Origin of the sequence: Sphingobium sp. SA2, assembly GCF_032227065.1 — a bacterium.
Taxonomy (GTDB): Bacteria; Pseudomonadota; Alphaproteobacteria; order Sphingomonadales; family Sphingomonadaceae; genus Sphingobium.
Window position 1 is genome coordinate 3,189,826 of the sequence record NZ_JAPMXX010000006.1, and the last position, 19,963, is coordinate 3,209,788.

Annotated in this window: 14 protein-coding genes, 1 tRNA gene and 2 pseudogenes; 7 read left to right on the plus strand and 10 right to left on the minus strand. The window is 65.2% G+C overall.

The annotated features are described in order from the left end of the window. Positions 1 to 75: 75 nt before the first annotated feature. From OVY48_RS23085 to OVY48_RS23095, 3 genes are all read right to left on the minus strand, one after another. A complete protein-coding gene (locus tag OVY48_RS23085; RefSeq protein WP_409593729.1) occupies positions 76 to 783 on the minus strand; it encodes a spermidine synthase in 708 nt (235 codons plus the stop codon). 127 nt (positions 784 to 910) lie between these two features. Continuing rightward, entirely contained in the window at positions 911 to 1,234 is a 324-nt protein-coding gene (locus tag OVY48_RS23090) for a DUF6481 family protein (RefSeq protein WP_037476861.1), read from the minus strand. Between the two features lie 166 nt (positions 1,235 to 1,400). Beyond that, positions 1,401 to 1,476, minus strand: a tRNA-Thr gene (locus OVY48_RS23095). Between the two features lie 153 nt (positions 1,477 to 1,629). On the opposite strand from OVY48_RS23095, the pseudogene OVY48_RS23100 reads away from it, so the two are divergent. Further along, positions 1,630 to 2,936: pseudogene (locus tag OVY48_RS23100) on the plus strand (hypothetical protein). A gap of 293 nt (positions 2,937 to 3,229) precedes the next feature. Continuing rightward, the gene (locus OVY48_RS23105; RefSeq protein ID WP_313924618.1) at positions 3,230 to 7,906 is read left to right on the plus strand and encodes an NAD-glutamate dehydrogenase domain-containing protein; all 4,677 of its coding nucleotides are present in this window, start codon (positions 3,230 to 3,232) and stop codon (positions 7,904 to 7,906) included. A 45-nt stretch (positions 7,907 to 7,951) separates the two neighbouring features. Here OVY48_RS23105 and OVY48_RS23110 read toward each other — a convergent pair whose 3' ends face one another. Beyond that, positions 7,952 to 8,854, minus strand: a complete 903-nt coding sequence (locus tag OVY48_RS23110) for a VacJ family lipoprotein (protein ID WP_083217080.1) — start codon at positions 8,852 to 8,854, stop codon at positions 7,952 to 7,954. 271 nt (positions 8,855 to 9,125) lie between these two features. On the opposite strand from OVY48_RS23110, the gene OVY48_RS23115 reads away from it, so the two are divergent. The 5 genes and pseudogenes from OVY48_RS23115 to OVY48_RS23135 all read left to right on the plus strand — a co-directional run bounded on the left by OVY48_RS23115 (position 9,126) and on the right by OVY48_RS23135 (position 13,113). Next, positions 9,126 to 9,770, plus strand: a complete 645-nt coding sequence (locus OVY48_RS23115) for a PepSY-associated TM helix domain-containing protein (RefSeq protein WP_313924619.1) — start codon at positions 9,126 to 9,128, stop codon at positions 9,768 to 9,770. Between the two features lie 12 nt (positions 9,771 to 9,782). Then, entirely contained in the window at positions 9,783 to 10,316 is a 534-nt protein-coding gene (locus tag OVY48_RS23120) for a DUF2271 domain-containing protein (RefSeq protein ID WP_313924620.1), read from the plus strand. Between the two features lie 13 nt (positions 10,317 to 10,329). Then, a complete protein-coding gene (locus OVY48_RS23125; protein WP_313924621.1) occupies positions 10,330 to 11,211 on the plus strand; it encodes a DUF4198 domain-containing protein in 882 nt (293 codons plus the stop codon). A 98-nt stretch (positions 11,212 to 11,309) separates the two neighbouring features. Beyond that, positions 11,310 to 12,177 (plus strand): annotated as a pseudogene (locus OVY48_RS23130) (FAD:protein FMN transferase). A gap of 375 nt (positions 12,178 to 12,552) precedes the next feature. Then, entirely contained in the window at positions 12,553 to 13,113 is a 561-nt protein-coding gene (locus OVY48_RS23135; protein WP_313924622.1) for a YkgJ family cysteine cluster protein, read from the plus strand. 844 nt (positions 13,114 to 13,957) lie between these two features. Here OVY48_RS23135 and OVY48_RS23140 read toward each other — a convergent pair. The 6 genes from OVY48_RS23140 to OVY48_RS23165 form a co-directional block, all read right to left on the minus strand. After that, complete coding sequence (locus OVY48_RS23140; RefSeq protein ID WP_313924623.1) at positions 13,958 to 14,287, minus strand: ribbon-helix-helix domain-containing protein; 330 nt, start codon at positions 14,285 to 14,287, stop codon at positions 13,958 to 13,960. After that, positions 14,287 to 15,009 carry an acetoacetyl-CoA reductase gene (phbB, locus tag OVY48_RS23145; protein WP_313924624.1) on the minus strand — a complete coding sequence of 241 codons (723 nt, stop codon included), beginning with the start codon at positions 15,007 to 15,009 and terminating at the stop codon, positions 14,287 to 14,289. Before phbB ends, OVY48_RS23140 begins: the two co-directional genes overlap by 1 nt. A 19-nt stretch (positions 15,010 to 15,028) precedes the next feature. After that, positions 15,029 to 16,039, minus strand: coding sequence for a ferrochelatase (gene hemH, locus OVY48_RS23150; protein WP_313924625.1), 1,011 nt, complete (start codon positions 16,037 to 16,039; stop codon positions 15,029 to 15,031). Further along, on the minus strand, positions 16,036 to 18,303 hold the full coding sequence (locus OVY48_RS23155) for a molybdopterin cofactor-binding domain-containing protein (RefSeq protein ID WP_313924626.1): 2,268 nt from the start codon (positions 18,301 to 18,303) through the stop codon (positions 16,036 to 16,038). The genes hemH and OVY48_RS23155 overlap by 4 nt, the downstream gene beginning before the upstream one ends. 39 nt (positions 18,304 to 18,342) lie before the next feature. After that, a complete protein-coding gene (locus OVY48_RS23160; protein WP_313924627.1) occupies positions 18,343 to 18,777 on the minus strand; it encodes a CoA-binding protein in 435 nt (144 codons plus the stop codon). 193 nt (positions 18,778 to 18,970) lie between these two features. Next, positions 18,971 to 19,936 (minus strand): Mrp/NBP35 family ATP-binding protein, encoded by a 966-nt coding sequence (locus OVY48_RS23165; RefSeq protein WP_313924628.1) that lies wholly within the window; start codon positions 19,934 to 19,936, stop codon positions 18,971 to 18,973. Between the last annotated feature and the right edge of the window lie 27 nt (positions 19,937 to 19,963).

The window sequence follows — 19,963 nt, forward strand, 5'->3', positions numbered from 1 at the left end:
TTTCATGTATTTTTCGTATCAGCATGTTCGATTGATGCCGTCAACGACGGCGCGCTATGGTCGTGTAGCCCTCAGCTACGCTACCTTCCTCGCAAACCAGATATGATGGCAATCGTCGATGCTACCGGCATAAGCGGGCACCCGCACGGCCTCGACATCGAACCCGGCTCGTTCCAGCCTGCGGTCAAAACCCCGCGCCGGATAGGCCGACCAGATCGCCAGCACGCCCCCGGATCGCAGCGCGCCATAAGCGGAGCGCAGCCCCCAGTTGCAATACAACCGCTCATTTTCGGCCTGGATCAACCCGTCGGGGCCATTGTCGACATCCAGCAGGATCGCGTCGAACCGCTCGCTGGCCGCCGCAATCACATCATGCACATCGGCGACGTCGATCGTGACGCGCGGGTCGGACAGACGATCGGCAAAGACATGCGCCAACGGTCCCCTGGCCCACTCCACGATCTTGGGTACCAGTTCCGCCACGACTATGGCTGCATGCGGCGACCAGGCATCCAGCGCCGCGCCGAGCGTAAAGCCCATGCCCAGCCCCCCGATCAGCACCTGCCCATCGCAGTCTGCCAGCCGCTCGCACGTCAGCCGTGCCAGCGCCTCTTCCGACACATAGTCGCAACTGCCCATCAATTCTTCCGACCCGAACTGGATCGAAAAATCAGCGCCGCTTTTCAGCAGCCGCAATTGCCCACCGCCGGGAATCTCGGCGATATCGATGACTTCGATCGGATGGGAAGAATCCGCCGCATAAGGGGCGGCATGTAAAGGCAGGACGGGGTCGGCGCGATAGATCGGCGCATGGGCACTGTGCAACTGGTCCAGAAATCATCCTTCAAATGCGGCCGCCAACGGCGCAGGGCGGGCAGCGATGTAGCCGACAGCCGCCCTGCGCCTTATCTTATTTGCGGGCCTTGCGCGCCGCATAGCGGGCATCGCGCGCCGCCTTGCGTTCGGCTTCCGTCATGGCTGGCGGCGGCAGCGCAGCCTCGGCTGCCGCCTCGCGCTCGGCCTTGCGCGCGGCCTCGGCTTCTTCTCTCTCGCGCAGCTTGGCTTCACGCCGTTCGCGCGCAGCCGCTTCCTTGGCCAGGCGATTCGCCAGCTTTTCGGCCTGCTCGGCTTCATCGACCGGTGGCTTGGCCTTCAGCTTTTCCAGCGCCTTCGTCTTGGCATCCTTGGCCGCGGCGACCCTGTCCTGAAAACCGGGTTCTCTATATCCTCGCATAAATTCGTCTTAATCCTGTCAATGTCGCGATGCGGCCAGCCGTCTGGCGGAAATCCAGCAAGCGTCCCTGGCTTGCACCCAAAAGCCCACCCGCCTGGAAGAACCCACGCGGGACGATATTGACGCGCTTCCACAGGGGATATCCCGGCCCGCAAGGCCAAAGGACTGGTGCCGCTTACAGGACTCGAACCTGTGACCCCCGCATTACGAATGCGATGCTCTACCAACTGAGCTAAAGCGGCTTGCGGCGGGCAGATAACAGCGGTTGGGGCGCAGGACAAGCGGGCTTTTCAACGAAAGCGCACATCCACGCCCCTGTTCACCCCAAATTTACCATCCGCTGCCACTGTCGAGTCCCAGATGAAGCGCTTTTATCTGTTTTAGGGACAGGCCGAATGGACACTCTATGGGGACTCGATGTCGCCAACGACCGGGACGACGTCGACCATAGCGAAGACGCCGCGATCGACGCGCCGCTGATGGTGGTGTCCGACGAACGGCGGATGCAGGTGCGTGCCTATAATTATTGGGCCTCGCTGCTGGGCGACCGCGCCTTGCCCTCGATCGAGGATCTCGCGCCCGAAGAGCTGGACGATTTCGGCCCCTACAGCATCCTGCTCGATTTCAGCACGGGTCTCGAAAACCCTTCGGTCGTGTATCTGGGCACCGCATTGCGGCAGGAATGCGAGATCGAAGGATCGATCACCTATATCGATGACGTGCCCGCCCGATCGCTCGTCTCGCGGCTGACCGACCATTATCTCCAGATCATCGCCAATGCCGCGCCGATCGGCTTCGAGGCCGAGTTCGTCAATCAGCGCGGATCAGACATCTTGTATCGCGGCATATTGATGCCCTTCTCGTCCGACGATGAAACGATCGATTTCGTGTTCGGCGTGATCAACTGGAAGGAATTGGCGAACGCCCCGATGCGCGCCGCGCTGGAAGAGGAAGTGGGCGACGCCCTGCGCACCGCGCCGCTGCCCGGCCCGACCAGCGCGGTGTGGGCGGACGGTCCCACCCCGCCGAAACACCCGCCCCCGCGCTCGTGACAGCGCAGGATGACGACGAAATTCTCGACCTGTCCGGCATGGAAGCGCCCGACGAAGCAGCCCCGCTGGCCGACTGGCTGGCGATCGCCCGCGACGGCGCGGAACGGGTGCGCGTCAGCGAAGCGCGCAGCCATGCCGCCCTCTATCGCGCCATCGGCCTCGCCTATGATTTCGCGCTGGTGGCAAAGGCCCGCCCGGACGATTATGCCACATTGCTGGCCGACCACGGCCTCAAGGTGCAGGCGCGCAGCCCGATGACCGCGATCATCAAGCTCGTCTTCGGCGGCACCTATGACAAGACGCGGATCACCGAATATGCGACCGCGCTTGACCATGGCTGGGCGACGGGCCTGGGGGTCGGATCGCTCGCCGACTATCTCGCCAATTATGCAGGCGGCCTCAAGGCGCTGGTCCGCGACGAACGTGCGCTGCGGCGCGCCGAAGCCCCGCCCCGCCCCGACCGCCGCCACAAGGCGCGCACCGCCATGCAGGCGGCCAGCGCGCTCGCCCCGGACGCCATCGCCACCGATGCCGATGGCCTGGCCGTCGTCATCGCCCGGCGCGAGGCGGACGGATCGCTTGCTTTGGTCGCAGCGCTGCCGCAGGATTCGGACCTGGGGCAGAAGGTGATCCTCGCCGCTGCCCGTTGATCCAACGGCACGGCCACGCACCCATCGGCTTCAACGCGCAGCAAAATACTGGAAAATATCCCCTAAACCCGCTCGACATGCCATCGGGCCGGGCCGATAGTCATCCTCCGCAGCAGGAACGACACATCATCATATTATTTCAATTTTCAGAAACTTTATTCCACAGCCTGGGTTGAGCCTCCGTTGAGGCGGAGGCATAAAGGCGATCCTAAGCCGGGGAGTCGCATGGCGGCGTCCAGCCTCTCCTCCGTTCCATGAAAGCGGGAATGTACCCGCTGGTGAGAGGTAGGCGAATGACGACGCTGGCTGACGCGAAGATAAAAGAAGTCGATACGGGCATCCGTGAGGCGCTGGAAACGGCGCTGGCGCGCGGCGCGCTGCCGGGCGAGCGGGAAGGGTTCGACGAAGCGGCACTGGCCGCCGCCGCGCTGTTCGTGGGCCGCACCGCCAACGGGCGTCAGGCGGGACAACCCGCCATCGCCATCGAAACGCTGGGCGAAGGCGCCAATGGCCGCTTCATGCGGATCGCGCTCATCAACGACGACATGCCGTTCCTGGTCGATTCGATCGCCAATGCACTGGCCGCCGCCGACATCACCATCCACCGGCTGCTCCACCCCATCCTGTCGATCACCCGCAACATCGAAGGCGCGCTCGCCGCGATCCTCGACGATGACGCGCCCGGTGCCCGCCGCGAATCTATGATCTATATCGAGGCCGACCGGGCCGACGCGAAAGCGCGCCGCGCGCTCGAAAAGGCGCTGGCCGAAACGCTGGCCGATGTGCGCGCCGCCGTCGCCGACTGGGCACCGATGCAGGCCGCGATGCAGGCCGATGCCGACGCCGTCCCCGATGAGGAAGGCGCGGCGCTGCTGCGCTGGTTCCTGGCGCGTCATTTCACCCTGACGGGTCACGAAATCATCCATCGCGACGGCAGCAGCCATGCTTCGCTCGGCATCTGCACCCGGCATGACAAGCCGCTGATTGCCCCGGCCTCGCTCGATGCTGCCTTCGCCTGGTTCGAGGAAGGCAAGCGCAACCCGCTCATCATCAAGTCCAACCGCCTGTCGCGCGTGCATCGCCTGGTGCTGCTCGATCTCGTCATCGTGCCGGTGCGCGAGGGCAAGGAGGTCAAGGCGCTCTCCATCCATGCCGGCATGTGGACCAGTTCGGGCCTGACGGCGACGCCGGACAAGGTGCCGGTGCTGCGCTCGGCGCTGTCCGCGCTGATGGACAAGTTCGATTTCGATCCACAGGGTCATGCCGGCAAGACGCTGGTCCATGCCCTGACCACCCTGCCCCATGACATCCTCATCGGCTTCGATCGCGACACGCTGGAGCGGCTGGCGCTGACCTTCATGTCGCTGACCGACCGGCCACGGCCCAAGCTCGCGCTGGCGAGCAGCCCGCTCGCGCGCCATCTCTATGCCTTCGTCTGGCTGCCGCGCGACGAAGTCTCGACCGCGCGCCGCTTCTCGGTGCAGGAAATGCTCTCCATGGCCGCCAATGCGCCGGTGCTGAGCTGGTCGATCGCACTGGAGGAAGGCGGCCTCGCCTTGCTGCGCATCACGCTCGACCTGCGCGAAGGCGGCATCATTCCCGACGACGTCCTGCTCGACCGCCAGTTGAAGCAGATGGTGCGCGGTTGGGCGCCCGCCGTCGAAGAAGCCTTGGCCAAGACCGAGGATGCCGGCCGCGCCGCCGCGCTGGCGCAACGCTATGCCGGTGGCTTCCCGATGGTCTATCGCAATGGCGCTGGGCCGGATGAAGCGGCGATCGACATCCGCCTGATCCACGGCCTGTCCGGGCCGGGCGACAAGTCGATCCGCATCTATCGCAATCCCGAAGATTGCGACGAACGGCTGCGGCTCAAACTCTACAGCCATCATGGCATTGCGCTGTCCGAAGTCGTGCCCGCCTTCGAGAATTTCGGGTTCCGCGTGATCGAGGAAATGACGACCGCGCTGGATGGCGGCCGGTTGGGCAATGTCCAGCGCTTCGTGCTGGAACTGCCCGCGGGCGGCGATGCGCAGGCCGTCGTGGACCGCGCCACCATCGTCACCGAAGCCATCGCCCAGGTGCTCGAAGGGCGCGCCGAAAATGACCGGTTCAACGAACTGATCGTCACCGCCGCGCTTGCCCCGCGCTCGGTCGTCCTGTTCCGCGCGCTGTTCCGCTATCTGCGCCAGACCGGCATGGCCTATGGCATGGCGACCTTCGCCGAAACGCTGCGCCGCGCACAGGGCGTCACCGCCAGCCTCGCCAGCCTGTTCCAGGCGCTGCACGATCCGGTCGGTCGCGAAGGCGCGGAAGAGCGGATCGCCGCGGCCCAGGCAGACATCGACGCCGGCCTCGAAGCCGTCACCGCGATCGACGAGGATCGCGTGCTGCGCCTGCTGCGCGCCGTCATCAACGCAACGCTGCGCACCAATTTCTACAGCGACGCCGCCACAGAGGCGCTGGCGTTCAAGCTCGACAGCGCCCAGATTCCGGGCCTCCCCGCCCCGCTCCCCTGGCGCGAAATCTGGGTCTATTCGCCGCGCGTCGAGGGTATCCATCTGCGCGCGGGTCCGGTCGCGCGCGGCGGGCTGCGCTGGTCCGACCGGCGCGACGATTTCCGCACCGAAATATTGGGGCTGATGAAGGCGCAGCGCGTCAAAAATGCCGTCATCGTGCCAACCGGCGCAAAGGGCGGCTTCTACCCCAAACATCTGCCCAACCCGCAGGTCGATCGCGACGCCTGGCTCGCCGAAGGCACCGAAAGCTACCGCATCTTCATCCGCGCGCTGCTGTCGGTCACCGACAATATCGTCAATGACCATGTGCGCCACCCGGCCAAGGTGGTCGTGCGCGATGGCGACGATCCCTATTTCGTCGTCGCGGCCGACAAGGGCACGGCGACCTTCTCCGACGTCGCCAACGCGATCGCGCTCGACCGCAAATTCTGGCTGGGCGACGCTTTCGCCAGCGGCGGCTCCAACGGCTATGACCATAAGGCGATGGGCATCACCGCGCGCGGCGCGTGGCTCTCGGTCCAGCGTCATTTCGCCGAAATGGGCGTCGATGTGCAGAGCGAGTCCGTCACCGTCGTCGGTTGCGGCGACATGTCGGGCGACGTGTTCGGCAACGGGATGCTGCTGTCCAAGGCGATCAAGCTGGTCGCCGCCTTCGACCATCGCCACATCTTCTTCGACCCCACGCCCGACCCGGCCAAAAGCTGGGAAGAGCGCAACCGCATGTTCCATCTGCCCCGGTCGAGCTGGGAGGATTATGACAAGGCGCTCATTTCTCCGGGCGGCGGCGTCTTCTCCCGCGCGCTCAAGCGCATCCCGCTGACGCCGGAAATCCAGCAGATTTTGGGCGTGACCGAAACGGAGATGGAGCCGGGTGCGCTCATCTCCGCCATCCTCAAGGCCCCTGCCGACCTGCTCTGGTTCGGCGGCATCGGCACCTATGTCAAATCCGCGGCGCAAAGCCATGGCGATGTCGGCGACCCGGCCAATGACCGGCTGCGCGTCAATGCCGAACAATTGCGCGTCAAGGTGCTGGGCGAAGGCGCGAACCTGGGCATCACCCAGGCGGGGCGCATCGCCTTCTCGCTCCATGGCGGCCGCATCAATACCGACTTCATCGACAATAGCGCCGGCGTCGATTGTTCGGATAATGAGGTCAATATCAAGATCGCGCTGAACAAGGAAATGGCCGAAGGCCGCCTGTCCTTCGACGCGCGCAACAGCTTGCTCGAAAGCATGACCGACGCGGTCGGCGATCTGGTGCTGGAGGATAACCGCCTGCAGGCGCTCGGCCTGTCCATCGCCGAAAGCGGCGGCGCGGCCGACCTTGCCAGCTATGTCCGGCTGATCGAAACCTTCGAGGAATCGGGGCGGCTCGACCGCGCCGTCGAGGGGCTGGCCGCCAACGACCAGTTGCTGCGGCGCGGACAGGATGGCCAGGGCTTCACCCGCCCCGAACTCGCGGTCCTGCTCTCGACCGCCAAGCTCGCGCTGCAGGATGCGATCGAACATGGCGAGCTCGCCACCGATCCCAGCATGGGCGCCGAACTCATGGCCGCCTTCCCCGCCGCGATGCAGGACAAGGAGGCGGACGCCATCGCCGCCCACGCCCTGCGCAAGGAGATCATCGCCACCAAGGTCGCCAACCGCATCATCAACCGCCTTGGCATCATTCACCCGTTCGAACTGGCGGAAGAAGAAGGCTGCTCGCTCGCCGACCTCGCCAGCGCCTTCCTGATCGCCGAACGGCTCTACGACATCCGCGCGCTATGGGCGGATATCGATGCCGCCCATATGTCGGAGGATGCCCGCCTCGCCCTGTTCGGCGACATCGCCAACGGCATGCGCGCCCAGATCGCCGATATCTTGCGCAGCGTGCCCGCAGGCACCCTGCCCGCCGCCGGGCACGACCTGTTGGCAAAGGGCGTCGGCACGCTGGCCGTGCAGGTCGACGACCTGTTGACCAGCGAGGCCCAGCGCCGCACCAATGCCGTGACCGATCGTCTGCTCGGCCTTGGCGCACCCGAAGCCCTGGCGCATCGCGCCGCTGGCCTGTTCAAGCTCGACGGCGCGGTCGGCATCGCCGCGCTCGCCGGACGGATGGGCGTCGATGAGGTCGAACTGACCCGTGCCTTTACCCATCTCGGCGAAGCGGTCGGCATCGATTGGGTCCAGTCCGCCGCCGCGCGCATGGAACCGACCGATCCGTGGGAACGGCTGCTCATCTCCGGCGTCGCCCGCGACATGCAGCAGGTGCGGCTCGACTTCCTGGCGCAATGCACCGCGAATTGCGACGCCAGCGACGTCGCCGCCCATGTCGAAAGCTGGTTGCAGAAAAAGGGCGACCGCGTCCGCCAGTTCCGCACCCTGGTCCAGCGCGCCAAGGCCGCCGCCAGCCCCAATGTCGCGATGCTCGCGGAGATTGCGGGCCAGGCGCGCGGCCTACTGGGGCGCTAAACCGATAACCGGGTCATGTCCGCATGGCAGACATGACCCGGTCCATCATTCCGGAGCGGTTTCCGGCAGCGGCGCGCTATCGGGCACCGCACTGGCATCCTTGGCCTTGCCCGGTATGCCCAGGCCCGGCCCGTACATCGGCACGACCGGCTCCTCGCTCACGCGCCCGTGCAACGCCTCGATCTCCGCCTTGCGCTGCTTGAGATACAGGTCGCGATAGGTGCCATAAGGGTCTTCCTGCGCTCGGATATCGGTGATCCGCTCGTCGAACGCGGCCCGTTCCCCCAATTGACGCAGGATGTTGGCGGGAATCACATAGGCCGCCTGGTTGAACGGCTTGCCCAGGACGAAGGGCGTCACGATGCCATCGACGCCATAGCCGACGAGATCGCGCAGCGTCGTCGGCCCGATCACCGGCAAATACATATACGGCCCCGGCCCGACCCCGTAAAAGCCCAGCGTATTCGCCAGGCCATTGGGCCGATAGGGCAGATGGAAGGGCTTGCGCTTGGCCACGTCGAACAGGCCGACAAAGCCCAGCGTCGAATTGATCGCGAACCGCCCCGCCGTCTCCGCCGCCTTGCCGGGCTTGAGCTGCAGCAGATAGGCCGCAAACACCACCGGCTCCTGCAGGTTGGAGAAGAAGTTGCGCAATCCCTTGCGCGCCGGTCGCGGCAGGCCCTTATTATAGGCCTTGGCCATCGGGCCGACGACATTCTTGTCCACCGCCTGCACCGCCTCGAAGCTCTGGGCGTTGATCTCTTCCAGCGGATCCCCCTTGGGCGGCGCGCGGTCGCCGGTCACGACGATGTCCTGAACCTCATCCTCCGCCTGTGCAGGCGGCGTGGCCGGTGCCGTTTCCACCACCGGCTCGACCGGCAATTGCGGCGCAGCCCCGGCCTGCGTCCCGATCAACATCATTCCTGCGGCAACGCCCGACAGCAGCATAATTTTATCCTGATAGCGACACCCGCCCCCTCTCCCATGAGCAGGGCCGACCCGATGCCTTGACGTCCCGGTGATCGCTCGCCCGTATGCCGTCCCTCTTGCGGCTAGGGCCAGCGTCGCTTGCGGTCAATAGTCTCAATCTGCAACCGGTCGCGGCGATCATCCCCTTCATCACACTTTATTACATTTTTCTTCCTGCGACTCGTTTGCAATTGAGAGTCGTTCGCGATATGCGATCATCCTCACTTCAGCAGGACCAGTCCCCATCCCGATGCACGGAACCGCCCGCATCCCTTCGCAAAAGAAAAAGAGCGCCAAGGCGTTCTGGCTCAAACAATTGCACACCTGGCATTGGGTCAGCTCGGCGATCAGCCTCATCGGCCTGCTTCTCTTCGCCTTCACCGGCATCACGCTCAACCATGCCGCCGATATCGAGGGATCGCCGCAAACCGTCGAAAAAGCGGCGACCCTGCCCGCCAACCTGCGCGCCCAGATCGCCCCCGACGATCAGCCCGATGCCAAGAAACCCCTGCCCGCCCCCGTCGCCGCCTGGATCGAACAGGCCGTGGGCCAGCGTGGCACCGGCGAGGCCGAATGGTCCGCCGACGAAATCTACCTAGCCTTGCCCCGCCCCGGCGGCGACGGCTGGGTCTCGATCGACCGCGCCGACGGCACCGTCACCAGCGAAGCGACCAGCCGCGGCTGGATCAGCTACCTCAATGACCTGCATAAGGGGCGCAATGCCGGAACCGTGTGGAAGTGGTTCATCGACATTTTCTCGGTCGCCTGCTTCCTCTTCGCCCTGACCGGCCTCGTCCTGCTCCAGCTTCACGCCAAGAAGCGGCCTTCCACCTGGCCGCTGGTCGCCGCGGGCCTCGCTCTGCCCGCCATCCTCGCCATCATCTTCATTCATTAAGGGGGACTATCCATGCAGATCCGCTACCGCCTGGCCCTGACCGGCACGGCTGCGCTCGGCGCGGTGGGCACGCTCGCCGCACCCGCCACCGCGCAAACGCTGAACCTCTCGGTCGCCATCCCGCGCCTCTCGGTCGCCGAATATCACCGCCCCTATGTCGCCATCTGGATCGAAAAGGAGGGCGCAACCCCTCGCAGCCTGTCGGTCTGGTATGATTATGACATGAAGAATGGCGAGGGCGCCAAATGGCTGCGCGATGTGCGCCAATGGTGGCGCGCCTCCGGCCGTGCGCTGAAACTCCCCGCCGATGGCGTCTCCGGCGCGACCAAGGCACCCGGCGCACACAAAGTCAGCTTCACCGCAGGCAAAGGCCCGCTGGGCGCGCTTGCCCCCGGCAACTACACGCTCTTCATCGAGGCCGCGCGCGAAGTCGGCGGCCGCGAAGTCGTCCGCCTGCCCTTCGCCTGGCCGCCAAAGCCCGGCGCGACCGTCAAGGCGCAGGGCAGCACTGAACTGGGCGCCGTCGCCCTCACCTTCGGCAAATAAAGGGGATTGGACCATGAAAGCCACATATCTGATCGCGGGCGCGCTTGCCGCCCTGATGCTGCCCGCCACCGCGCAAGCCCATCGCCAATGGATGCTGCCATCCTCCACAACCCTGTCGGGCAACGACAGCTGGGTGACGGTGGACGCCGCCATCTCCAATGACGTTTTCTACTTCGAACATTTCCCGATGGCGACCGACGGCATCGCCGTGACCGAGCCGGACGGCAGCACCGGCAGAATCGAAAACGCCGCCAAGGGCCGCTATCGCTCGACCTTCGACGTGCATCTGACCAAGCCCGGCACCTATCGCATCGCCAATGTGTCGACCGGCGTGATGGGCAGCTATATGCTGAACGGCAAGCAGGAACGGCTGCCGCGCGGGACGACCAAGGACAAGCTGGCCAGCGTTATTCCGGCCGGCGCGACCGATGTGCAGACCGCCGAAATGTCCAACCGCAACGAGATTTTCGTGACGCTGGGCGCGCCGACCACGACCATCTTCAAACCCACCGGCACCGGCATCGAAATGGTCCCCGTCACCCACCCCAATGATCTGGTGTCGGGCGAAGCGGCGACCTTCCAGTTCCTGCTCGACGGCAAGCCCGCAGCGGACCTCAAGGTGACCATCATCCCCGGCGGCATCCGCTATCGCGACGCGCTGGGCCAGATGGACCTGACCGCCGACAAGGATGGCAAGGTCGTCGTCACCTGGCCACAGCCCGGCATGTATTGGGTGAATGCCAGCATCGGCGGCGGGCGCGAAGGCGGCCCTGGCGGGATGGGCGGTCCAGGCGCAGGCGCTCCTGGCGCAGCGCCCACGCCCCCGGCACGTCCCGCTGGCCCACCCCAGCGCCGCGCCGCCTATGTGTCCACGCTCGAAGTGCTGGCCCCCTGACGGTCGGCATCCGCATCGCCATCCCGCCCGGCCTGTCGCCCGACCTCTTCGTCGGGCGACAGCGGACGGGCCGCGTCACGACACTCGGTGGCCCGACCATGGGCACCAGCTGGTCGGCGCATATCGTCGATCCGCCCGCTGGCTGCGCGGCGGCAATCGAAGCTGTGCTGGCCCGCATCATCGCGCAGATGAGCAATTGGGCGCCGGACTCGGTCATCAGCCGCTTCAACCGCGCGCCCCTCGGCACCTGGATGCCGCTGCCCGCCGACATGCTGACCGTCCTGCGCGCAGGGCTCGACATGGCCCGGCTCTCGGACGGCGCGTTCGATCCCGCCATCGGCCATCAGGTCGACCGATGGGGCTTCGGTCCCGCCCTCCTCCCCGCCCCGATGCCGCGCCAACGACCCCGCCCTGGCAGGCAATCGAGATCGACGGCAAACAGGCCCCCGCGTCGCCCCGGTCTCGCTCGATTTCTCCGGCATCGCCAAGGGATTCGCCGTCGATGCCGTCGCCGCCCGCCTGCGCGCCATGGGCCTCGCCAACTTCCTCATCGAGATCGGCGGCGAACTGCGCGGCGAAGGCATCAAGCCCGACATCCAGCCCTGGTGGGTCGATGTCGAATCGCCACCGGACCTGACTATCCCGGTCCTGCGCGTCGCCCTGTCCGGCCTGTCGGTCGCGACGTCGGGCGACTATCGCCGCTACCGCCTGGAAGATGGCCGCCGCCTCTCACACAGCATCGATCCGGCCACCGGCTCCCCCGTCGCAACCGGCGTCGCCTCGGTCACCGTCCTGCACGACAGCGCGATGCAGGCCGACGCCTGGGCCACCGCCATCACCATCCTCGGCCCTGCCCGCGGCATGGCCCTCGCCACCCGCCACGCCCTCCCCGCCCGCCTGGTCCTGCGCACCGCCACCGCCGCGCAGGAATATATGACGCCGAAATTGGCGGCGATGCTGGAGTGATTAAAAGGGAGCCGCAGCACATCGTCGTCAGCCGTGGTTTGCGGGCTGGTCGATTACCCCCTCTCCCCGGTGGGGGGATCGTTGCGAAATGCCGATTGCGCACGAATCATCGTCATTCTCGCGAAGGCGGGAATCCATCTCCCACCTTATCGTCTTGATTTTTAGGTCCGGAGATGGATCCCCGCCTTCGCGGGGATGACGTGAAAATCTGTGGGTGATGAATTTCACGACGATCCCCCGTGGGGGAGAGGGCTGCGCAGACTTGGCAGCTTGCTGCCTAGTCGAAGCTGGGTGAGGGGGTCATAGCCTCCCGCCATTGTGCCACATAAACGCATCTCCCTTGCATTCCTGACACGGCCGGGGCACCCGCCGGGGATGCACACAGAGACTGATCTGGAAACCACTCTATTGGGGCCAGTCCTGCCCGATCGCGCCTGCGGCGATTGCACGGCCTGCTGCACCATACTCACTGTCGACACGCCCGATTTCCAGAAGCCACCCGGCATCCCCTGCATCCACCTCGGCGCGCAGGGGTGCAGCATTCATGCCGATCGCCCGCCCATCTGCCGAACCTGGTTTTGCGTCTGGCGCAGGGTCGCGCGCTTGCCCGATGCGGCGCGCCCGGACCGGTCCGGCATCCTGTTGTCGCTCGATTTCGTCCACGAACCGCGCAACTGTTTCGAAGGCGTCTCAATCATGGTCCGCATGGAGCCGGGCAGCGACGCGATCAACAATGGCATGGCCGCCACCATCCTCGATGCTCTGTGCGATCAACTGATACCCGTCTGGTTCAGCGACGGGTCCAGAAAGATGCTGATGCACCCCGACGATAACGTCGCCAGCCTCGTCCTGTCAGGCGACCCCGCGCCGGGTTACTTGAAGGAAGAAGTGGCGGCTTGGCGAGAGCGATACAGCGCGTTCGCGACCAAGGGGTAGTCGCGGGCGATTTGCGGCATTGAGTGATTTGCCGTCAGGCAGCTTAGGGCAATCCGTTACATAATGCCGACACGACTCGATCACCGACCACGTCGAATGTCACGGATATTACGCCGCACCCCGCGTCCATTCCCTGAGGAAGATCATGATATTCCACCCATTCACGCCCAGGCCGTTCACTTTGGACAAATTGCGCCTCAACCAACTTCTGGCCTTGTTCGGACATGCTGTAGGCATAGTATCTGTAGTAATTAGATACACCCTCCCATCCTTCGGGCAGTTTGGCAGTCGCCTCAATTCTGTCCATGATATAAGCGCGCCTTTGCTGCTCCGACGAACCGCAATTTGTCAGCACAAAGAGACATAGGACTGTCGTGAAGCGGTGCATCGCTACAGCCTATCGAAGCAAAGTCCATCCGTATATCATAACCGGCCGATACGCCGCCTCATTACACACATGTCCGAACATCGGTGCCCCGCTTCAACCCCACACCCCTTCCAATGTAGGATTTTCTCTGGTCTATCCTGATGGATGACGCCCACGGCCCCTTCCAGTCCCCCTATCCGCTCCCCAGACACGTCGCGTCGCCGACGCGTAGGGGACGCGTGTGTGTCGCGTCACCGTCGCGTCGATGATACACAGGTGGCACGTCGCGACCGCTTCGGCGATACGATTGACGCAAATTGCTGTGCAATGGCCCGACGACGGTGTGAACTTCGCGGTGTGACCCTCATGGCGCGTCTTGTATGCCTGAAAGCCCATACCGACCGGACTCAACGCCGCGCCGAATCCCCTCAGCCGGCCGCCCCGCGCGTTCCCACCGCGATCAAGCAGAGGCCACCCTCACACGCTGTCGGCGCACCCCGGACCAGTGTCCGCTTCGCTGGCCGCATCGCTTCGCTGCTGCAGGGCGGAGGCAAAAATCCAGCAGCGTATCGCACTGGCGAGATTGGGCGGATCGGCGGCCTTCATCCGCATCACGTCGATCTGCGCAATGAGGGCATTGATGGGCAGGTCCGCCCGCTTCGCCGCATCTCGCAGCGCGTCCCAGAAGATCGGCTCCAGGCTGATCGCGGTCTGATGGCCGGCGATCGTCACGCTCCGTTTGACCGGAGGGGCAAAGGGCGACCCCATCGGCCCGTCCGAGCCATCAACAGGGTCGCCCATGTGCATCAATACATATGCTGCCCGCCGTTGAGCGACAATGTTGTGCCGGTCACAAAGCCCGCATCCTCGCTGCACAGAAAGGCGACGCCGCGCGCAATTTCGCTCGCTTGGCCCAGGCGACCGACCGGGATCTTGGCGACGATCTTTTCCAGCACGGCAGGGGGCACGGCTGCGACCATGTCGGTGTCGATATAGCCCGGCGCGATGGCATTGACGGTGACGCCTGCCTTCGCCCCTTCCTGCGCCAGCGCCTTGGTGAAGCCGTGGATGCCCGACTTGGCGGCGGCATAGTTGACCTGGCCATATTGGCCTGCCTGCCCGTTGATCGACCCGATATTGACGATCCGGCCCCAGCCGCGCTCGCGCATGCCGCCAAAGGTCGCCTTGGCCATGTTGAAGCAGCCGCCGAGGTTGATGCGCATGACTTCGTTCCAATCGTCGAAGCTCATCTTGGCCAGCACGCCGTCGCGGGTGATGCCCGCATTGTTGACGACGATGTCGACCGGACCAAGCTGCTCGGCCACGGCGGCGCAACCATCGAGACAAGCCTGATGATCACCCACATCCCATTTGAAGGCGGCGATGCCGGTGCGCTCGGTAAAGGCCTTCGCCTTTTCGTCATTGCCGCCATAATTGGCCGCAACGGTATAGCCCATGTCCCGCAACGCCAGGCTGATCGCCTCGCCAATGCCCCGCGTACCGCCGGTCACGATCGCTACTCTCGCCATATGCGCATCCTCTTCCTACCTAAGCGGGCTGGTCGATCCAGCCCGAAAGCTCTCGGCCGATCAGCCTCTGGTAAAAAGTGATAGCGTCGGGCGACGCATTTAGACAGGGTAAATAGGCAAATTTTTCGCCACCGGCAGACAAAAAGGCCTCTTTTGCGCGCAGCGCGATTTCTTCCAAGGTTTCAAGGCAGTCGGCGGAAAATCCGGGCGTTACGACAGCAATATTTCGGACACCATCGCGTACCAATCCGGCAAGGGTTGCTTCGGTCTCCGGCTCCAGCCATTTCGCCCGGCCAAAGCGCGACTGGAAACTCATATGGACCGGCAGCGTCAGTGCTTCGCGCAGCAGGCGGACGGTCTTGACCGACTGGCAATGATAGGGATCCCCCAGATGCAAGGTGCGTTCGGGCATGCCATGGAAGCTGGCGAGAATGGCGTCCGGGGCGAAATCGAGCGCGGCGACATGCGCGTCGATCGCGGTCTTGAGCGCCGCGATATAGGCCGGGTCGTCATGATAGGGCGGCAGGGTACGGATGGCGGGCTGCCAGCGCATCGCCTTGAGCGCCGCGAAGGCTGCGTCATTGGCGGTCGCCGTGGTCGCCCCGCTATATTGCGGATAGAGCGGCGCGAGCAGGATGCGGTCGCAGCCCGCCTTCTTCATCGCCGCCAGGCGCGAGGCGATCGACGGATTGCCGTAGCGCATGGCCCAGTCGACCGTAACCCCCGACCCCATCGCTTCGGCAAGCGCCAGCGCCGTATCGCGGGTATGGAAGGCGAGCGGCGATCCCTGGTCGGTCCACACCTGTTGATAGGCATGGGCCGATTTCTTGGGCCGGGTGGTCAGGATGATGCCGCGCAAGATCGGCTGCCACAGGATCGGCGGCAGTTCGACCACGCGGCGGTCGGACAGGAATTCGCCGAGATAGCGGCGCACCGATCCGGCGTCGGGCGCATCGGGCGTGCCGAGGTTGATGAGGAGGACGCCGACTTTGGAGGTCGGAATGGCGGGATGGTTGGGGGGCAGTGTCATGTCGTAGCCAATAGCGGCAGGTTGCGCAAACGCTGACCTGTCCATGTGTACAATGCATTGGCGATAGCAGGGGCAACCAGCGGCGCAGCGAGATCACTGACGCCGACCGGGGATGCGGTGCTGCGGATCAGTTCGACCGTCACTTCACCGATATCGGCGAGGCGTGGCAAATTCATGCGGCCCAGGATGGCGCGGGTCGGCAGGCCGCGTGCATAGGGCACGGACGCCCCCATCGCGAAGGCGAGGCCATAGATGAGGCCGCCCTCGACCTGCTGCCGGGCAATGTCGGGATGGACCTGATCACCGACATCGACCGCCGCGATCATGCGGCTGACGCTCAGCCGGTCGCCGCGCATCGATGCTTCGACCAACACGGCGGCATAGCCGCCTTGCATAGCGTGCGCGGCAAGCCCCTGCCCGCTGCCCGCTATGCCGCCCTGCCAGCCACCCATCGCCGCCGCCGTCGACAGGCAATGGGCAAGGCGCGGATTGCCGCCCAGCATCTGGATACGAAAGGACATCGCCTCCATCCCCGCCAGATGCGCCAGTTCATCGACGAAACTTTCGGTGAAGAAAGCGCCATGCAGATGCGCGTTGCCCCGCGTGAAACCCAGCGCTAGGCCGACATCGGCGGGATAATGATCCACCGCCCAGTTGGGGATCGCATAAGGCGGGGCCATCCCCGCCACGGCCAGCCGGGATGCCTTATCCGCCGTCTGCGCTGCCGCCGCATGGGGCAGCGCGCCATCGGCGATCCGCGCCCAGGTCTGGGTCATGGCGCAGGGGGCCGCGACTTTCGCCAGCCAGCCCTCAATCGCGCCGTTTCGTCCGATCTTCGCGGCCATGCGCGCTTGCGCGGGTGCACTGGGCCGGTCCTGCACCACATCCTCCAGCCGTGACCAGAGCAGTTGCACCGGGCGGCCGACATCCCGCGCGATCAGAGCGGCCTGCACGCCGACGTCCCAGTCCATCTTGCGCCCGAAGGAACCGCCCGCGTGCAGCGGATAGAGGGTGACGGCGGTTTCGAGGAAGCCCAGGGCATCGGCAATGGCGGCACGCGCCAATCCGGGTGCCTGCGTCGCCATCCACACTTCCGCGCTATCCTGCCCGACCCGCGCCGTGGCGCAGAGCGGTTCGAGCGCCAAGTGCAGCCCCGCCTCGACCCGATATTCGCTGGCCACTATCGTCGCGCCCTCGAACACCGGCAGCAGGTCGCCCTGTGCATAGAGGCGACGCCCTGTCGAGCCGGAAAAGGCCGCTTCCAGCGCCGCGTCAATCGACGCGCTATCCACCGGCTTCCCGCGCAGGGTGAAGACAGGATCGGCGAGGTCCAACGCCTTGTTCGCTGCCCACCAGTTGGTCGCGACCGCGGCGACCCAGCGTTCGGTGCGGACCAGTTTGAGGAAGCCCGTGACATTGCTTGCCGATCGCTCGTCCAGCCCGGCGAGGATCGCGTCGCCTATCGGCCCTTGCCGGATCGAGGCATGGACCATGTCGGGCAGGCGAATGTCGGCGGCGAAATTATGGCTGCCGTCGATTTTCGAGGGAGTGTCGAGCCGGGCGACGTCTTGGCCCGACAAACGGCCGTCCTGCCCCTGGCGCAATGGCAGGATGGCGGGGAGGTCGAACTGCGCCGCTTCCTCGACCAGTTCGCCGATCTTGAGCCGCCGCTCGCTGCCGTCGGAGACCAGCCCGTCGATGACATCGCAGCTTTCCCACGGCACCGACCAGCGCGCCGCCGCCGCCTTGCACAGCAGGATGCGCGCCGCTGCACCGGCATCGCGATAGGCGTCGTGGAACATCGGGACGGATGTGCCGCCGCCGGTCAGCATCAGGCCGCTGCGCGTCGCATATTGGCCGATCGCCCAATCGCCCGCGTCCCCCAGCAAGCGCGTCCAGTCGCTCGCCAGCCATTCGCGCGCCAACAAGGTGTTGGCATAGAGCGGGCTGATCGGTGCGCTTTGGACAGCGACCGTGCGCCAGTCGGCACCCAGTTCATCGGCCAATATCTGCGGCAGGACCGTGGTCACCCCCTGCCCCGTTTCGGTTTGCGGCACGATGACGATCACCTGCCCTGTCCGGTCGATCTTGAGGAAGGCGTTGACGATCGTTTCGCCGGGACCGGCATTGAGGTTGGGCTGGTAGCTACGCGGCCAAACGCCCCAGGCGATAAGCAACCCCGCCGCAGCGCCGCCGCCGACCAGTAGGGTGCGCCGGTCGATGCCCTTGCTACGGTCAGATATTGTGCGCGGGGGGCGAGCCATGGCCCGACTGATAGGGGCGCGATGGCCGGGTGGAAAGCGTTAATCGGCGCTGACCGGCGCGATGCCCAGACGGGGTATTTCGATTGCCGGGCAGCGGTCCATCACCACTTTGAGGCCCGCCGCTTCGGCGCGGGCGGCGGCGGCTTCATCGATGACGCCGAGTTGCATCCACACCGCCTTAGCGCCAGCGGCGATGGCGTCGTCTACGGCCTCTCCGGCGGCTTCGCTGCGCCGGAAGATATCCACCATGTCGATCGGTTCGCCGATGTCGGACAGCCGGCCCCAGACAAATTCGCCATGGACATGTTCGCCCGCAATCTGTGGATTGAACGGCAGGACGCGATAGCCATGGTCCTGAAGGACAGCCATGACGCGATAGCTGGCCCGTTCCGGCCTGTCGGAGATGCCGACCAGCGCGATGGTGCGGGTTTCGGTGAGCAGGGTGGCGATGTCCTGCGGGGCGGTCAGCGGCATGGAAATTCTCCTTATGCAGCTAGGACGAGCCAAGGACCGGGACGTTCCCGATGATGGAGACGGATCGCTTAACTTCGCACATTTCCCGCTGATTTCGACATATTCTTGCGCGTCCCTGATCCTATCGCAAAGTCACTGTGCCCCGACATCCGACCATAGCCTGTTGTCCCGCTGTAGGACAGTCAAAGGACAGTCAAGCCGCACCATCGAGCCATGCCGCCACCTTCTGCGCGATGGCCCGGAAGGCGTCGGCATGGACGCCCTCGCCAGCGGCGGGTGGATCGCCCGCGTCGGACTGGCGGCGGATATCGATGGCGAGCGGAATGCGGCCAAGGAAGGGCATCCCCATCTCGCCTGCCGCCGTCTCCGCGCCGCCAGTGCCGAAGGGATCAGAGATTTCGCCGCAATGCGGGCAGGCATAGCCCGCCATATTTTCAACGAGGCCGATCATCGGCACGCCCGCCTGGGTGAACAGGCTGACCGCGCGGGTCGCGTCGATCAGAGCAAGATCCTGCGGCGTCGAGACGATCACCGCGCCGACGGGCTTATGCTTCTGCACCATCGTCAATTGAATGTCGCCGGTGCCCGGCGGCATGTCGACCACCAGCAAGTCGGTCTTGCCCCAATCGGCGTCGATCAGTTGCGACAGGGCATTGCCGACCATCGGCCCGCGCCACGCCAGCGCCTTGCCGGATTCGACCAGATGCGCCATCGACAGCATTGGAATACCGAGCGTGCCGGTGACCGGGATCATCTTCTTGTCGCGGGCCTGGGGTTTTTGATCCTCGCTGCCCATCAATCGCGCCTGCGACGGGCCATAAATATCGGCATCGACCAAACCGACCCGGTGGCCGAGGCGATGCAGCGCAACGGCGAGATTGGCCGACAGGGTGGATTTCCCCACCCCGCCCTTGCCCGACGCCACGGCGATGATGCGCAACGATTTGCGTTCCGCCGTCTGGGCGATGCGGACATCAGTGACGCCCGGCACGGTCAGGCCGCCCTCGCGGATTGCGGCAACAAGGCCGTCGCGCCGATCGGGCGACAGGCCGCCGACATCCAGGGCGATCGTCATGATCCCGTCCTTGACGCGCGGCGTGCTGGCGCGGCCATCGGTCAGAGCGGTCAGGCGGGCGGTAAAATCGGCAATATCGGTCATGACGACGCCCTGTAGGAAATAATCGCT

Coding starts and splice junctions, on each gene's coding strand:
- OVY48_RS23165 (WP_313924628.1), bottom strand. CDS start 19,936: ATGACCGATATTGCCGATTTTACCGCCCGCCTGACCGCTCTGACCGAT.
- hemH (WP_313924625.1), bottom strand. CDS start 16,039: ATGACACTGCCCCCCAACCATCCCGCCATTCCGACCTCCAAAGTCGGC.
- OVY48_RS23125 (WP_313924621.1), top strand. CDS start 10,330: ATGAAAGCCACATATCTGATCGCGGGCGCGCTTGCCGCCCTGATGCTG.
- OVY48_RS23110 (WP_083217080.1), bottom strand. CDS start 8,854: ATGCTGCTGTCGGGCGTTGCCGCAGGAATGATGTTGATCGGGACGCAG.
- OVY48_RS23105 (WP_313924618.1), top strand. CDS start 3,230: ATGACGACGCTGGCTGACGCGAAGATAAAAGAAGTCGATACGGGCATC.
- OVY48_RS23090 (WP_037476861.1), bottom strand. CDS start 1,234: ATGCGAGGATATAGAGAACCCGGTTTTCAGGACAGGGTCGCCGCGGCC.
- OVY48_RS23120 (WP_313924620.1), top strand. CDS start 9,783: ATGCAGATCCGCTACCGCCTGGCCCTGACCGGCACGGCTGCGCTCGGC.
- OVY48_RS23155 (WP_313924626.1), bottom strand. CDS start 18,303: ATGGCTCGCCCCCCGCGCACAATATCTGACCGTAGCAAGGGCATCGAC.
- OVY48_RS23135 (WP_313924622.1), top strand. CDS start 12,553: ATGCACACAGAGACTGATCTGGAAACCACTCTATTGGGGCCAGTCCTG.
- OVY48_RS23140 (WP_313924623.1), bottom strand. CDS start 14,287: ATGCACATGGGCGACCCTGTTGATGGCTCGGACGGGCCGATGGGGTCG.
- phbB (WP_313924624.1), bottom strand. CDS start 15,009: ATGGCGAGAGTAGCGATCGTGACCGGCGGTACGCGGGGCATTGGCGAG.
- OVY48_RS23160 (WP_313924627.1), bottom strand. CDS start 18,777: ATGCCGCTGACCGCCCCGCAGGACATCGCCACCCTGCTCACCGAAACC.
- OVY48_RS23115 (WP_313924619.1), top strand. CDS start 9,126: ATGCACGGAACCGCCCGCATCCCTTCGCAAAAGAAAAAGAGCGCCAAG.